This window comes from Pseudomonas sp. 02C 26 (assembly GCF_002843585.1).
Taxonomy (GTDB): Bacteria; Pseudomonadota; Gammaproteobacteria; order Pseudomonadales; family Pseudomonadaceae; genus Aquipseudomonas; species Aquipseudomonas shirazensis.
Map to the genome: position 1 here is coordinate 2450007 of NZ_CP025262.1, position 16423 is coordinate 2466429.

At 55.2% G+C, this 16423-nt stretch carries 11 protein-coding genes; 3 read left to right on the plus strand and 8 right to left on the minus strand.

Annotated elements, in window-relative coordinates:
* Positions 1 to 45 precede the first annotated feature (45 nt).
* Positions 46 to 438, minus strand: coding sequence for a transposase (locus CXQ80_RS25015; protein ID WP_256585742.1), 393 nt, complete (start codon positions 436 to 438; stop codon positions 46 to 48).
* Between CXQ80_RS25015 and CXQ80_RS11100 the strand changes: the two genes are divergently transcribed.
* Positions 427 to 4770 (plus strand): NACHT domain-containing NTPase, encoded by a 4344-nt coding sequence (locus tag CXQ80_RS11100; RefSeq protein WP_101319346.1) that lies wholly within the window; start codon positions 427 to 429, stop codon positions 4768 to 4770. The two genes, CXQ80_RS25015 and CXQ80_RS11100, sit on opposite strands and share 12 nt — an antisense overlap.
* Positions 4771 to 5335: 565 nt before the next feature.
* Here the strand turns inward: CXQ80_RS11100 and CXQ80_RS11110 are convergent.
* The 4 genes from CXQ80_RS11110 to CXQ80_RS11130 form a co-directional block, all read right to left on the minus strand.
* Positions 5336 to 6238 (minus strand): DUF6685 family protein, encoded by a 903-nt coding sequence (locus tag CXQ80_RS11110; protein ID WP_256585743.1) that lies wholly within the window; start codon positions 6236 to 6238, stop codon positions 5336 to 5338.
* 511 nt (positions 6239 to 6749) lie between these two features.
* Entirely contained in the window at positions 6750 to 7277 is a 528-nt protein-coding gene (locus CXQ80_RS11115) for an SH3 domain-containing protein (RefSeq protein WP_101323020.1), read from the minus strand.
* 559 nt (positions 7278 to 7836) lie between these two features.
* Positions 7837 to 8316, minus strand: coding sequence for a hypothetical protein (locus tag CXQ80_RS11125; protein ID WP_371918904.1), 480 nt, complete (start codon positions 8314 to 8316; stop codon positions 7837 to 7839).
* Between the two features lie 213 nt (positions 8317 to 8529).
* Positions 8530 to 9828 (minus strand): site-specific integrase, encoded by a 1299-nt coding sequence (locus tag CXQ80_RS11130; protein ID WP_101319352.1) that lies wholly within the window; start codon positions 9826 to 9828, stop codon positions 8530 to 8532.
* 1334 nt (positions 9829 to 11162) lie between these two features.
* Here CXQ80_RS11130 and CXQ80_RS11135 point away from each other — a divergent pair.
* Entirely contained in the window at positions 11163 to 11717 is a 555-nt protein-coding gene (locus CXQ80_RS11135; protein WP_101319354.1) for a hypothetical protein, read from the plus strand.
* Positions 11718 to 12392: 675 nt separating this feature from the next.
* Here the strand turns inward: CXQ80_RS11135 and CXQ80_RS11145 are convergent.
* Positions 12393 to 12953 carry a hypothetical protein gene (locus CXQ80_RS11145; RefSeq protein WP_101319358.1) on the minus strand — a complete coding sequence of 187 codons (561 nt, stop codon included), beginning with the start codon at positions 12951 to 12953 and terminating at the stop codon, positions 12393 to 12395.
* 202 nt (positions 12954 to 13155) lie between these two features.
* Between CXQ80_RS11145 and chrA the strand changes: the two genes are divergently transcribed.
* Entirely contained in the window at positions 13156 to 14373 is a 1218-nt protein-coding gene (gene chrA, locus CXQ80_RS11150; protein ID WP_101319360.1) for a chromate efflux transporter, read from the plus strand.
* 26 nt (positions 14374 to 14399) lie between these two features.
* On the opposite strand, the gene CXQ80_RS11155 is transcribed toward chrA, so the two are convergent.
* Both CXQ80_RS11155 and CXQ80_RS11160 read right to left on the minus strand, forming a co-directional pair.
* Positions 14400 to 15764 carry a sensor histidine kinase gene (locus tag CXQ80_RS11155; protein ID WP_101319362.1) on the minus strand — a complete coding sequence of 455 codons (1365 nt, stop codon included), beginning with the start codon at positions 15762 to 15764 and terminating at the stop codon, positions 14400 to 14402.
* On the minus strand, positions 15761 to 16423 hold the full coding sequence (locus CXQ80_RS11160) for a response regulator (RefSeq protein WP_101319364.1): 663 nt from the start codon (positions 16421 to 16423) through the stop codon (positions 15761 to 15763). The genes CXQ80_RS11155 and CXQ80_RS11160 overlap by 4 nt, the downstream gene beginning before the upstream one ends.

The window sequence follows — 16423 nt, forward strand, 5'->3', positions numbered from 1 at the left end:
ACTCACCTTCCGAACTCCAGCATTAAGGCCGATGGTGTCCGCGTATTACGCGGACATAGGCCACCGCACCCTGCTCAGGATGCCACGCCAGTAGCCCTTCAGCCGTTTGGCAAACTGCTTCAGAGCCGGTATTGCGCTTTCATCGGCCAGACGCAGCCACTGTTTCCACGCTGATCGCCAGCCCCAAGCGGTAGTAGGTGACCACAGCGCTTTGAGCTCTGCCTTCATCAGGTAATGTTCTCGATGGTATCGAGCGGTGTGAGCACCATGACACGTCAAAGCAATCAGGCCGCTCTCGCCATGATGGGATTCGGAATACAAGTCGATCTCCCAGCACAGGTCACCGGCGGAGACAGCATTCGAGTAGGATGGTGGAGCCTCTGCAGCCCTCGTCTGGACTGCTCCTGACCTGCTTTGAGACTCGTTATGACCAAGCACTCGGACGCCTTCATTGACCTTGATCGCACCTTCTCCAAAATCCCTCTTGATGCTGATGCGTCTGACGATGTCGACCTAAGCGGTAGGCATAGCCGGCAGGGAGAGCTCCGCTGGCCTGACTTGCTAACTCATAATCGGGTGATACTGCTGTCCGAGGCGGGATCAGGTAAAACTGCTGAGATCCGAAACGTTGCTTGCCAGCTCAGGAGCCAAGGCAAAAATTCATTCTTTCTACGTATTGAGAACGTCACTTCAGACTTGGAGGACGCCTTCGAGGTGGGGACGTTTGATGAGTTCGAGAGCTGGCTCGATTCAGGCACTGAGGGCTGGCTGCTGATGGATTCAGTCGACGAGGCTCGGTTAAATGATCCGAAAGATTTCGAGCGCGCAATCCGAAGACTTGGCCGATTGACCCAAAACACTGTGGCCCTGGCGCACATAATCATCACTGGACGAAGCACAGCATGGCGCGCAAAGACGGATCTTGCGATCTGTGAAAAGGCTTTTGCGTTTGGGCCCGTAGCTCGGCAAGCTCCTTCCACAACAACTGATGGTTTTGAGGACGTTGTGCAAACGGTTCCATACAAAACGGAGCCAGATACGTCGTTCCTCTTGGTGACGTTGGACGACATCCATGACGAGCAGATTGATCGCTTCTTAAATGCCACTGGCATCCAAGACATCAAAGCGTTTCGTTCCGCAGTTGAGCGCAAGGAAGCATGGTCACTAACCACGCGCCCTCTAGACTTCCTGGAACTCGTCGACTTTTGGCTCGAGCACCATCGAATAGGCTCGCGCTTGGAACTCATGAAAAGCAGCATTAATCGCCGCCTTGAAGAGCGTGACCAAGATCGAGCCGAATCTAGGCCCATTGCTCCAGGTAGGCTCAGAGAAGGCGTGCGATTAATTGCAGCAGCAACAACATTAGGGCAAACGTCTGCGATCCGCGTCCCTGATGGTGAGACCAATAAAAGTGGGATTCCCATTCGCGACGTGCTGACGGATTGGAATGACACAGAATCAGCAGCCTTGCTGAATCGACCAATTTTCGAGCCGGGCATCTATGGAACGGTTCGTTTTCACCATCGTACTGTCCGAGAATACCTAACAGCGGAATGGCTCCACGAGCTGATACGTGGCGCAGGTTCGCGGGTCAAAATCGAGAACTTGTTCTTCTGTACACAATACGGGCTGGAGGTTATCAATCCTTCGATGCGTCCAGTTTTGCCCTGGCTTGCGCTGTTGGATGAGCCCATTTGTACACGGCTAGAGGAGGTTGCTCCGGAAGTATTTTTTGAGGGAGGCGATCCTGGACAGCTTCCACTGAGTACACGTCGGAAGGTGCTGCGTAAAGCGTGCGAGCACTTGGCGCAGCCGGCTCATAGTTGGACGATGACTGACTATTCAGCCGTACAGCGATTCGCGCACCACGATCTCACTGAAGACATCAAAGAGCTACTGACGCTTTACCGTACCAACGATGACATCGCCTGGTTCCTTTTAAGAATGGTATGGCAGGGTGAGGTGGTGGGTGCACTTGCAGAGACTAAGCAATTTGCCCTCGATGCTCAGCACAAACATACTCGTTTGGCAGCAATCCGAGCTGTTAACGACCTGGGGACGGCCCAGGATGTAGCCGATGTGCGCCTAGCGCTGCTGGCAGGAGACTCCAAAGTTAACCGGGAATGGTTAGCTGAGCTGCTTGATGGGTTTGCGCTCGATAGTCAATGGCTACCTTGGCTGCTACAGGCAATCGAGAGAAGTGCGAAGAAAGAGCGCTATAGCGGTAGAGATACCCTAGCGTTGAAGCTTTCTTCCCTGGCAATGGATTGTCCGCTAGAAAACCTGCCAGCCCTCATATGCGGGCTCGGTGTGCTTTTAGACAAGCCTCCAACTGAAGAGCACGGTTTCAGTGCTATCTCTAAGAGGTACGGCTGGCTAGCCGAGATAGCTGGTATGGCAGTGCTCCGTTTGCTCCAGGCACGAGCCCCGTTTGCGATTGATGACTCGGCCCTCGCGATTCTGAGCAAGCTGGCCCAAGCGCACATTTATGATGAGCGAGAAACTCGAGAGCTCGGAGAAAAACTCCGGGAGATCGTGCCTACTTGGCCGGAGCTCGATTACAAGCTGTTCTGGTATGACGTTGGACTAGCTCGTAACGGTCGAGTGCATCGAGGGGAACCTGTAATTCACGTCTGGCAGCTGCTTGGTTTTCGGCCATTCTGGTCGCTGAATAGGCAAAACTTTAGCCTCGCCTGCGACCACATCGCTAGCCTCACGAATATTCATGATCGGCTGATGGCGCTCAGTATGGCTTTCAACATTTACATACAGCATGAGAAACCACCCTCTTGGGAGATTCAGCTCAGGCAAGCAACTGAGGCCCACGACGAGCTTCGCGAGAAGCTTGAAATTTTGTTAAACCCACCGGAGCGAAAAGTTGAGGAGTGGGAAATCAAGCAGGCTCAGTGGAAAGAGGAAGCCGCCCAACGAAAAGCTGAAGAGACAGAGCGTCGTCGCTCTTGGCAGGAGGGGCTCGCCGCTGAAGTGGCCCTGATAAATAGCCCCAAGCCAAGCGTGATGACTCGAAGCCAATCTTACCTAATGGAACAGATGCGTGAGGGCTCATCGTCGTCAAATACTTGGAGCAGCGGCAATTGGCAGTCGCTCATAACTGAGTTCGGCCTGCCAGTTGCCCAAGCGTTTCGTACCGGCGCTGTTAATTTCTGGCGGGGCTATTGCCCAACTCTGCCATCCGAGGGGGCTCCTGCCAATTCGATCCCATACCAGGTGATTTTTGGGTTGACTGGGCTCGCTATTGAGGCCAAAGAGGAGCCATCTCGCTTCTCGCAGATGTCCGCTGATAACGCTGAGTACGCAGCTCGCTATGGGCTGCTTGAACTGAACGGCTTTCCGGAGTGGTTTCCCAGACTTTTCGGGCTACACCCGCGAGTTATCAAAGAAGTCGTACTGCGTGAAATCAATTACGAGATGGATACGCCACGTTTGGAGTTAGGCGGCAATCGGGTGCTACAGAGACTGCGCTGGAGTGGGGGCTGGATGTACGACGAGCTTGCTGCTCCGCTCATGGCCCGGCTGGCACAGCACATAAGTGACCTTGAGTTGCTCCAGCTCATGCTGAGCATTGTGCAGGAGTCGTCGGTCGTTGATGAGGTACTGGCCGAGCTCGCCAGCAAGCGTGCCATAGAAGAGCTCAATTCGGAGATTGCGCCGACCTGGTACGCCGTGTGGGTTGGAGTGGGGCCGGCGCATGCTATCCCGGCATTAGCAGCTCGCATCGACTCGTTATCCTCAGATGAGGAAAAAGCCACATTCGCCATGCTTTGCCTGATTGCCATTGTCGGAAGCCGCACTGTCAGCCGTTGTCGGCAGAATTACAAAACGGTTGAGCATGTCAAATCGCTGTATCTGCTGATGCACACATACATACGTATTGCAGAAGACATTGACCGTGCAGGAAAAGGGGTCTATTCGCCAGGACTTAGGGACGATGCCCAGAATGCTCGTGATGGGCTTTTAGCTTTTATCCGAGAGACACCTGGGAAGGAATCATTCCTAGCATTGCAGGAAATCGCACAGGCCCACCCTGCGGAGCGATTACGTCCCTGGAGCGCATTCTACGCTCAGCAAAAAGCTACAGCCGACTCGCAGACGCCGCCGTGGGAACCATCGAAGGTCGTCGATTTTCATGAGTCGCTGGAAAGCACTCCATCCACCCACCGTGACCTCTGGAATCTGGCGATCGATCGACTTCTGGACTTAAAGCATGATCTTGAAGATAGCGATTCGAGCTACGCAGAAATTTTGATCCAGACCAATCAGGAGACTTCCATTCGGAAGTTCATCGGTAAGTGGTTGAGGGATAATGCTGCGGGACGCTACGTCGTGCCGCAGGAAGAGCAGCTCGCCGATGACAAAAGGCCTGATTATCGATTCCAAAACAGTCAGTACTACGCGCCCGTGCCTGTCGAACTTAAGCTTTCACAGAACTGGAGCGGCCCCGGGCATTTCGAACGACTCGAGAACCAACTCTGCGGGGATTACCTCCGCGATATTAGCTCAAGCTGCGGCATCTTCTTGCTGGTAAACTGTGGAGGTCAGGCCACGTGGGAGACGCCCACCCAAGGCCGGGTCGGGTTTAATGATCTAGTAATCGCATTGCAAGAACACTGGTTGGCCATAGCTTCAAGGTTTCCTAACGTTGAAGACATCAAGGTCATCGGCATAGACCTCACCAAGCGAGGAGGAGCTGCCGCGATCAAAGCCATCGAAGCCAATCAGGCGGAGGCTAGTCAGATTGATGGTGAATGAGAACATGCAGGGCTGACCTACTTGAAAAAGTGTGTCAAAGGCGGCGGAGTTTAGGGGGGCAGCTATGCAGCCGCCGATTCAAGAGCGATTGCTGCGCCCCAGTAGCTGGCCCCCCATTCCTTCGGGATGCAAGGCGATTGGTGGAGTAATCGGCTCGGAATAATCTGGAGGCAAACGGAGCGCGCAGGCCTAGGGGGCGAGACGCGAGTATGGAAGTCCATCTGGCCGGGACGTCGCCTTGGCGAGCGGCTCGGTTTACGACAGACGCCCCCAAGAATCAAGACTTCCGCTTCGAGCCAAGCAGGCCGGAAGCGACGCTGATCCTTTTCCAGAACGTACCGACAATGGTTGCACAGCACTTCCGAATGGAGTTTCTCAATTGCCTCATCTTCATCAAGTGTCGACCCACACTGAGGCTATCCAGTTTATGAGGAAACCATCGTTTTGAACCAAAAAAATAGAGGTAAAGCGAATGCTGAATGCGTTGAAGAAAAAGTCGCAGGACGGCTGTGATTTCGCGAACAGGACTCCCTAAAATAGCTGGAAGTCCCATGCGGTTCTCGAGTCAGCGCGTGCTGATATCTTTCAGGTAGCGGCCGAGGTCTTGGAAAGCTGACGCGTGTAAAATCTCGGCGACTTTGGCTGACCTTCTCTCTGCCTTCGGTAGGAAAACCGCACATTGATCAGTGTATGGACGTGGCAGATCCTTCCAGTAGTAGGTTGCCTTGAAGCTCTGCATGGCTCTGTGAAAGCACATTTGATGCGTGTGATAAGACGACATCACGAAGATTTCGAAATCTTGAGTGAGGCTCTCCAAAGCCACCTGATTGATGCCGTGAACTCGGTATCTACCACTTAGAGGTACCTCGATGTTGAGGCGTTTCGCGATGTACTTAGATGCAGCAAAATGATGGGAGCCACCGCTATTCATCAAGAAAACTCGCCCATCCCACGACCAGGTCTGAAAAAAGTCATGATCCACACGGCTTATAATTCGGATTTCATCCCAAGCCAAGTTCTCGGCTAGTTTCTCTGGGGTGATTTCATCAATCATCTCTTTCGAGTTCTTCTCCACCATCGCATCCATGCTTTTGAACAAGTGGAGCTCTGACTTGGAAGCCGAAAAGCCATCTACGTCCTGAATGTCGCATTCCCATCTCTCCACCTCTCGAGTCGTGCCGAGGTTGAGTAAGTCTTCACGACGTACCGACACGCCACCATAGTTTCGATTGGCGCCTGGGCAGTGCCCAAATCCGTTGAGGCTACCTTTGCATGGGCGGTTACGTTCATAAGAAAGGTTGCCGAACTCATGCCACTTCACGACCTCATCGCTGGAAATACCTTTGTCGTATTCAACCAATGGCTTGTTGAGGCCCGGTTCCTTGGCAATCAGTTTTACTAAGGAGGAGGGGTGTCCAAATTCTTCTTTGATCGCGCCTACAACGAATTGAGCTGCCGCTTTGAGCATATGGTTTTTCCTTTGTGGTGGGGCTCCTTTACTAGAATGCATTTACTGGCGGAGCAATGCGACTCAACTCGGTGCCGGAAACGACTTTAGCCCTACAGATCGAATTGTTGGAACGCTTCATGTTGCCTCGTCGCGTTGGGTGTGAATGACAAGTTGACAACTCAGAGGGTCATAGCTCGATGGTCAGATTGAATCGCCTGTGGTGGGAGCACCTAGCTCCCAAGTCGATGCATCGTCGATTAAGAGAAGTGGAGCAGCAGTTGTCGCGCAGGTGCGAGACCGATTATGGGCGGCACTGGTTGAGCGTCGCCCGAAAGCCTGGGCAAGCAATAAGGCTTCTTCTCGGCCGCAGTCGTCTCAAGTTCGCACGGCCAGGCAGGAAGATTGAAGCATTCACTTCGCAGGTACCTATGATCACCTCCAACGCAGCGCTGAGGTCGTTGCAGGAGAATTGGCCTCAGAAAACGGTTGGCCAAATCCTTGACTGGCAGCATCAGCATGAGCAAGGCAACTAAACGCCGTACCGCTTGTTACCACCGGACGTGATGCAATAGCGCCCGCCTCTTGGGCCTATACAAACTCGGCCGGAAGAGCAGGGACACGATGAACCATATTCTGGCGATGTGCTACGCGCTGGTTGCGGAGCGGGGCGATCTCGTTTCGGCTGCGAGGTGGCGAAGCAATTCGATCCGCTGCAGAGATTCTTGTAGGAAATCCAACGCTGGGGCTGGCCGTCGAGGCTGATGCGAGCCCATGCCTCCTTCTGCTCATAGACCCGCACCTTTTCGCCACGCTTGAGGCTGGAAATTACCTTCCCACCTGGCTGAGCTCGCAGGTTCAGCTTGTCCGCGTTGACGAAGTGTTCTAGTGCAGAATCTTGTGTTGGCCGGGGCGCTGGTGAAGAGACCGTTGCCAAGGTGTTCACCGGCGCCTGGCTGACGGCAGGCTCAGTTGTAGGCGGATCCTTCTTGCCAATCGCCCAGAGCACGACGAATAGAACCAGCAGCGGCAGAAGCCAAGACTGACCTTTCTTGCGCATATCCTTTGCACCCTCGAAGTGAGAACTGTCCTTCAAGCAATACCTGGCTGTCTTTCCAGCTTAGTCGAGTGGCATTGCCTGAGCGGAAGAGTTTGCTGGGGCAGCTCAGATATCCACCGAACTCGAGGATAGGCGTATGGGAGAGCAAGCGGAGCGCGCAGGCGTGACGGATGGACGCCCGAAGGGCCGAGCCATCGGCGCACGACGGTGGCTCGGTTTACGACATCCTGACCTGAAGCTAAAAACTTCGCCTCATCGAGTCGGGACGGCTCGCTACGGCTTCACGCTTGCCGCTACTAGCTCAGCGATCCCGTTGCGCACTGCATCTATATTGTCGTCCATTGTGGCCAGCGCCCCGTTGACGTTGCCAACAACTGAGGTTGCCCCACGATCACCTACCCATTTCGCTAGCTCTTCTACCGCAGCTCTTAGGGCGTCCTGGTTGTGACTGAGGCGTTCAAGCACTTCTGCGGCAATTCGAAGCTCTTTCATCGTATGATCTTGAAAAGTGTGGGTGAGATCAGGCCACGGTAGCTCAAAACTGCACAGTGTATGTAAATCAGCCAGTTCGCCGAAGCTGTGACTCAGCCCACTGATTGATACGGTCACGCTGTGAGTTGCTCATTTTGTCGGTGGCAGAGGTGAGCAGTTGAAGGATGTAGCATCGATCCTGGTCTTCCGGAAACCAGTCGGACAACTCGACATTGCAGTGCTTCGACTGGCCGAACGCCCAGGCGAGAACCATATCTGCAGCGGCACGAAAATGATCAGCTATGTAGATCTCGTGATCGATCGTCCAGCCGCGTCGACTAAGCTCGTGGATAGCGTCCAAGATGCCAAGCTCACCAAAATAGACTGAGGTGTCGGGGTAATGGGTTCCCGCGAGTGAAACCTTGACCTGGCCAGCTTCCCTATCCCAGTAGGAAAGATGATGCCAGCCGCCTGTAGTCGTCTCTGGCCATGGAAAATTGATGGCTGCTTTCCCCGTGATGTAGTGCTCACGAGACACTCGGCACAGGTCAACATCGAAGCGGGGCATGCTCAACCTCTCTAAGTGCTTTAGCAATTTTGCGCGAAGTGATTAAGGCCTCTTTTGTGGGTATCCCAACCGCGCCCTGATCGCTCCTCGGCGCGAAGCCAGTCTAAGACCCTGACGAGATGCCTTTCCACTGACCGAGGCTTCAGTTGTTGAGCGACGATGATTGAGACGAAGGAATACATTTGTACTCCTTCGATTTGACCGCCGTAAACGTTAGCCTCTATCCCGTGTCCCCAATCGCTTCACGGACAGTGCCCGCTCTTGATCATGCGAGTGATAGTAAGTGTTCTGAGTCGTAGCCAAGTTCGAGTGGCGCAGGTCGTACTGGAGATCCTTGGCACTTCTGAACGGCGCGTCGAACGTGGCCGAGGTATGGCGAAGCCAGTGAGACGATGCCACCCGCAGGCTATCCATTTCGTAGGGCTCGCGCCCTTCATCGCGCATGCGTACCAGCGCGTTGTCGAACACGGCTTGGAGGAGGGCGCGTACTTGCCGGTCAGAGAGACCTGCGCGGCCGCTTAGCGTTTTCAGAAGCGGCGACTTCTCCTGGTAACTCGGCAATGGGCCCAGCCCAATGAATGTGCGATAGCGCTTTAGGTACTTCTCCACGTACTCATCACGTACTGCAATCTTGCCGGACTTGTTTCCTTTACCCACCACATGGAACCACCAATTTCCATCGGCATCCAAACGAAAATCACCCATGGTGGGCTGCCAATTGGAACGCCCAACTATGTCCGATATACGTAGATACATGCTGAACATCGTGAGGAGAATGAACAAGGTGCGTTCATGTTTTTTAGGCTCAGCTTCAGCCATTGTTTCCGCTGTATCAATCACGTAATCCCATTGTAAGGGTGTTAGCGCGCGGGAAGAGTTCGACTCCTGCTGGGATGAACTGTACTGTCCTTTTTTTGTGACCTTACGAAAGGGATTGGAACTGGCGAGTTCTTCTTCGACCAAATATTCGTAAAAGCCATTAGCGACCTTGAACACATTACTCATGCTGCCTTTGGATGAATGATAGTCCGCAGACCGAAACTCATCAACATCCTCAGTCAGCGCTTTATTTTGTTTAGGCGCGCGATGAGTAAAAGGTTTCCATTTTGGATTATGACCAACTTCCGAGTACAAAGCCAAAGCATCATCTTGTTTGGTAAGAAAACGATTGCGGACAACGGGGCCAACCCAACTGGCTGGCGGGTTTTTGCAAAACTCCAGAAAAGCTTCCGCATCCAGCCTTTTCAGTTCAGTGACGGGCTTCTCACGGATGATCAGCGACCACAGCAGCAGGCGTTCGACGTGCCCACGATAAGTGCTATAGGTAAGCGCGTTGTCCGCGTAACACCGCAGATAGCCACGCACGGCCATGAAGCCCGGGATGGCTTTCAGCTCTGCGGCAAAGCTCTCCAGGTACTGGTCGACGCTCGCGATGGATGGCCGGCCCAGAGTGAAATCTTGATCCACAAAGTCACCGTGAGATTCAAAGATTGGCTGGGGAGTGCAGGGCATCTAACTTACCGAGAAAAGGTGGCCTTACTTAGCGATTGAGAACTTCCTAGTCTGGCTGTTTTAGGAAGTTTTCGCTTTCCTATACAACCTACTCTCAATCGCCGGGCCTAGTTAATGGGAGTCTGCGGATGATATCCACAAGTTAGGCCGGTCGCAACCACAAACATGCCATGCCCATTCATCTGCTAAATGCCAGTCAGGACTTGACATATTGGCCTGTGCGCAGTAAGCGCTATTAATCCTTGCGTTTCAAAATAATTGTGCTGCAGCACTGTTGTTAATATATAGCATATATTGCTTTTTCCACTCCAAGGTTCAGCTTCCGCCCAACGAATACGGGGCTGCTGATTACACGAATCAATAATTTAAATTGATTTTCGAACGTACGGCTCGATCAATATTGACTAAGTATTGACAGTCGTAGCCCCAAAGCGGCGGCCTGAGGAAAGTGTCCACGTTAATTTAATTTTAGCCGCTTTCGGAAAGTGTCTGCATTAAGTGCAAAACATCCCGAGGCCAGGAAAAATGGGATTCTAGCTTCATGAACTCTCAACTGGACCTTCGGAAAGTGTCCGCATTATTGTCAGATCCACTCAAAAAGAGCTCCATGGCTCAGCTGAGCGCTAGGTGCACCTAGAACACCGAAACGGAGGGTTTTGCAGGCCAGCATGGCTGCAGGCCCTGGCGCTCCTGGCTTCGAGGTCATAAAGCAACGCTGAGTTCACTTTGGCGTAGGTATCTTTCCAAGGCTAAAAATCTCGGAAAGTGTCCACATTATGCGATTCGGCTCGCGACTCGGAAAGTGTCCGTATTTTGTGCAGATGTCACTGGAAGCCCCGAATTACAAGGATTGTAGCAATTAAGACGCCAGTGCTGCAGTGGTCACGAGTGTCCAGATAGCGGAGGAATTGGGTAGAACGGTTCAAACCATCGTATCAGCGTGCGACCCAGTAAAATCAGTGGGTTACGGAAATCGTGTGATAGCAAAAGTGTCCGCATTTCGTCGGAATGGAGGCGCATGTCAGCAATGCCGAGTCGCTTGAAGCCACGTGAGTAGAGGGCTCAAAGGGTTGATGGGGTAAAAGTGTCCGCAATTCGCGACGGTGACAGACCGGGGATTAGTGGAAGTGGACACAATACCCGCAGCGCGGAAAACAATACTCTATTTAACATAATATGCATTATGCGAACCTTCCTATATGGAGTTGGGGGGCTCTGGTGGTCAGATTTAAAGCCTGACGGCGCCTCCTGCTTTCAGCTTGGCGATGCTGAGATCACTGCGTGCTTGACTGCCGCCCGACAAACGTTGCCTCACCAATTGACGGAGAAATTGCATGTGGCTTTGCACAGAATGGAAAATCGACTGGGATGCTGTGGCTGCTGTCGCAACGGCTGCTGCTGCAATCATCGCACTTATTATCTGGAGCTTTGACAAGGCTCAAAGAAAACGTGAACGGGCCGCAAGCGCGAAGCTCCTAGCTCAGATCATGACCACACCGGTTGGAGCTACCCAGATAGAAATCGCAAAATTCAGATGCTATGTGGTGCCTTCTGATAGCGACCAAACATACTTACTGGACGTGCGAAATGATGAAAGCGCCCGAAAATATTTGGCTGCTCAAGCGTCGAAAATCACCATCGATCTACCATCTCAATTCTTAGATAAAGCTGACATCTTCAGCGAGACAGTCAACAACAGGCTTGCGAATGCATTCTCACAAGTGAACCGCCTAAAAAAGATGTCCAGCCTGCTAGCTGATCTACCAGACTCGGCGTTAGAAGAAGAAATTTCCCAGCACCTTATGGCGGTTCTCAACCAAATCAAAGAGGCGGAACAAGCCACTGCAGAAGCTTTCCAGGCTCTCTTAAAGGCCGGAAAACCCTCTTAAAGTTTAGGTCTGCCCTACTCCACTCTAATAGCTAAATAATATAACTATGCTAAATAGTCATTTAGTGTAGTTATATCGGCGTACCTACCAGCCGCGGTGTAAGCAACGAAACTAGCTCGGTTTCAGGCATCACAGTCGGCGTGCTGCTGATCAACCATTTCAGCCCCGGAATCTGTCCAAAAACGGCACGCTGGGAACCACAGTGCTATCGGTGTCCGAATATACACCTCCCAAAGCAACATTCCTGCCGAACCCCGAAAGCACGCGAGACGCAAGCGACGTGGTATTGATCGGCGGCACTCCGTTCATTGCCTTCGAATAATGAAGCCTTTGATAATCTTCGCCTGATGCCGGTCAGTCGTGAACACGTGCGGGTTGGAGATTACACACCCCCTGCCCGCCTGCTCCATGGCGTTCAGCTCTGCATCCAAATTGAACGACTGTAAGCGCTCCATGAACCCAACGTTCAAAGCGCCCAACTGATCCCGTCGGCCTTCCCCTCGCCTACCAAAGCCAGCGGGCACGCGATCTTTTATCACCACTGCCGCAGAGTGTGAGCAACTGACGGATCCCCTCCAGTGCCGGCCCATCAATCATCCTGGCAAAGACCGGGTCGGCGATTTCGCGGCTGAATTAACCAATGCCTCTTCAATCCCGCGCAGCGCCAGACCTCGGTCACGTCACTAGCGATATCACCAGGTCTGCAATATTGAGAGGCGCGAATGCCACGGTCAGCAGCGCATAGGCCTTGCGCGATCTGGCGGCAAACACACACAGCGGAAACACGATCATGACCACGTCAAACGCGCCCCAAAGCGCCATGGGCGAAACGCCGAACAACAGAATGTTGACGATGAACCCAAGCAGGTAATAGCCGGACAAGAATAACAGCGCGTAGCGGCCATCCTGCTCGAAGTAAACGCGAAGCCCTTCGCGCTCGTCCTCGCTGCGGCTGGGCAAGATCAGCGCCGAGGAAACGAACAGCGCAAGTGCCAGCAGCACCAACAGCAAAAACTCCTGGAACGAGAAGGTCGCCCTGACTTGCGGCAGCGAATTGACCGCCCACCAGAAATCCATCTGAGTGGTGAAGAGCATGACCGCCCAGACCAGAGCCACCCAATCTGGAGCAGCGTTGCGACGGATTCGGAAGACGGTCAGCGCCCCTAGAAGCAGGCGTGTCACAGAAAGGCCCAAAACCATGGATAGGACGGTAGCAACGATAGGGAAATTGCTCATGGTGCCTCCTGCTAACCAAGACTCTGGACAGCGTAGGCGGTGAACAGCAAACTTTGCACGATGAGTATAGGTTCTGAGGGCTTTTCGGAGGATTTTCAGTGCCTGTGAAACCGGGCGGCCCTGGGTCTACTCGCCTCAACAATCCTCGAAGCTAGCTGTTCCCCACCAAAAACTGCAGCATCACTCACCCAAGGAGCCTGCCTTGTCAGAACGCACTCACTGCGGCGTGAAGCCCAGCGACTCTGCCTGGTCGGTGTTTCTGGTGTTCTTGCGCCTGGGGCTGACGTCTTTCGGTGGCCCCATTGCGCACCTGGGTTACTTTCGTGAAGCATTTGTAGCGCGCCGCCAATGGCTCAGTGAACGCAGTTATGCCGAGCTGGTCGCCGTGTGCCAACTGCTTCCCGGCCCCGCCAGCAGCCAGGTCGGCATCGCTCTGGGCCTGTCACGGGCGGGGTTCACGGGCGCTGTCGCCGCATGGGCAGGGTTCACATTGCCATCGGCCCTCCTGCTGACGCTGTGTGCTCAGGGCCTGGGGGCATGGGGAGGTGGCGCCCCAAGTGGCCTGTTGCACGGCCTGAAAATCGTCGCAGTCGCCGTGGTGGCCCAGGCGGTGTGGGGCATGGCACGTAGCCTTTGCACCGATGTTGCGCGGGTAACCATCGCCCTGTTCGCTGCCTGTACCGCGCTACTGTGGCCCAACGCGATCGGGCAGATAGCCGTGATCACAGGGTCGGCCATCACAGGCTTGATCCTGCTAAAGCCTCCGGATTCCCCGGCAGGAGAAGAGCTGCCGTTTTCAGTCAGCCAAAAGGCCGGGCTGGCTGCGCTGGTATTGTTCTTTGCCTTGTTGGTGGGCTTGCCGCTATTGACCCGCATCTGGCCCTCGCAAGCATTGGCAATGGTCAACGCCTTTTATAGCGCAGGCTCGCTGGTATTCGGCGGCGGGCATGTGGTTCTACCGTTGCTTGAGTCGGCCACAGTGGCCAACGGCTGGGTCGCAAATGACACTTTTCTCGCAGGGTATGGCCTGGCGCAGGCCATACCGGGCCCACTCTTCACGTTTGCAGCCTTCCTGGGTGCATCCATGAGCGTGCAGCCGTCCGGCTGGGTGGGCGCAACCGTTGGCATTCTCGCCATTTTTACCCCCTCCTTCCTATTGGTGATCGGGGTAGTTCCCTTCTGGGAAGCACTGCGGCGCAGCGCCCGCAGCCAGTCAGCGCTTGCCGGGGTAAACGCCGGCGTGGTCGGGCTTCTGCTGGCTGCCTTGTACCAACCGGTGTGGACGAGCGCCATAGCCAAGCCAGCAGACTTGGCGTGGGCGCTGATCGCCTTGATGGCCCTGATGTTCTGGAAGTGGCCTGCATGGTTGGTTGTCTTGGGCTGCGGCGTGTTCGGTTGGCTGCTGAGCAGCACCTTCTAGAGACCCTTGAGACAGTATCGGCCAGCTCACTGCAAGGGAAGCGACACGATGGCAGCCAGCCCGCCAGTGGCCCTGTTCTCCAGGCGCACCTCCCCACCCAGCCGCTCGACAATAGTGGCCACGATGGATAACCCCAGCCCTGCGCCATTGGGACTATTGCGGCTATAGAAGCGCTCGAATACCCGCACAAGATTCGCCTCGTCTATACCTTGGCCTTCATCTTCGACAACCAGTTCGATGCGATTGGCCAGGCGCTTCAGTGATACCGTGATACGCCCGCCAGGCGGTGAATGCTCCACCGCATTGGAAACCAGGTTCTGCAAGGCGATGCCCAACGCTCCGGCATCGATCATCAGGCCATGGTCACCATCGCTGAGATCCAGCGAGGGCTCCAGGCCGCGATCCAGTATCCAGGGGGTGAGATCCGCCAGCACATCGGTGACCACGTCGCCCAGGTCGACACGGGTGGTGGCGCGCTGACCAAGGCGCGGCTCGACCCGGGCGAGGGTCAGCAACTGGTTGACCACCCGGGTCAGCCGGTCCACGCCGCCAATCAGAAAACCCAGGGCTTTCTGGCGCTCGGCATTGGTACTGGCGGCCTGTGCGTTCTGCGCATGCAGGCGCAGGATCGCCAGCGGCGTGCGCATCTCATGGGCGGCGTCGGCAATGAAGCGATGCTCACGCCGCAGCAGGTCATCGATCTGCGCCAGCAGGCGGTTGATGGCGGCTTGCATAGGCTCAAGCTCGGTCGGCAACGGCACCAGTTGCAGGGGTTCGAGGGAGTCGGCATGGCGCCCACGAATCACATCGGCCATGTTCTGCAAAGGGCGCAAGCCCCAGCCGATGGCCGCCCAGACCAACAGTGCCAGGCCCAGGCTGCCAAGCAGGAACGGGAACAGGGTATGGCGTACGATGCGGTCGATCAGGTCGTAACGCACATCGTCGCGCTCGCCCACCCAGATTACCCACTGTTTTTCGGGCACCGGTAATACAAAGCCGCGCCACTGTTCGCCCCCACTGGCAAAGTCGTAGAAGCCCGCCGCCGCAGGCGGTGCGTCGAGCGTCGGCGCACTGGGTGTGTGCACCAGCAACCGTGCTCCCTCCCCCCACACCTGAAACGCCAGCTTGCTCTCATAGGGGTGGCCCACACGGTGGCGCCCGGCCTTGCCCAGCGCCTCGTTAAATGCCTGATACAGTTTTTCGCGGTTGCCATCCTGCACCGGCAGGTTCATTACCCCCTGCAACAGCCGGGCATTCTGAGCCATGTGAGCATCGTAGACTTCATTGATCTCGCGTCGGCTGTCGTGATAGTTGTACAACGCCAACAAGCTGGTGCCGAGCAGCATCAGCGCCATCACCCGCCACAATGTGCGCTGGCGCAACGAGCTCACAGCTTGGCCTCGACCAGATAACCGATACCGCGCACCGTGCGGATCAGGCCGTTGAACAGTTTCTTGCGCAGCTGATAGATGTTCACCTCCAGCGTGTTGCTCTCAGGCTCCTCGTCCCAGCCATACAGCAGCTGGGTCAACCGCTCACGGGTGAACACCTTGCCCGGTTGTGCCAGCAACTCGTGCAGCAGGCGATACTCCTTGGGCGTCAGTATCACAGGCACGCCGTTGTAGTGCACCTGCTGGGTGGCAGGGTCCAGGCTTACACCAGCGTGCTCGATCAGCACCTTTGCCCGACCGGCGCTGCGCCTGAGCAAGGCGCGCAGGCGGGCCTTGAGCTCATTGAGGTCGAAAGGTTTGACCAGGTAGTCGTCGGCACCGGCATCCAGGCCAGAGATACGGTCCTCGGTCGCATCGCGCGCGGTGAGGATCAGTACCGGCAAGCTGTTGCCCCCTGCCCTCACCCGTCGCAGCAGCTCGATGCCGCCCAACCGCGGCAGCCCGAGGTCGAGGATCACCAGGTCGAACACTTCATGTTGCAGGGCATGCAGCCCGCTCAGGCCATCGCGCAGCCAGTCGAGGGTGTAGCCCTCTTGGCGCAACCCGTCGCAGATCCCCTCGCCCAGGGCGGTATCATCCTCAACCAGCAGCAGCCGCAT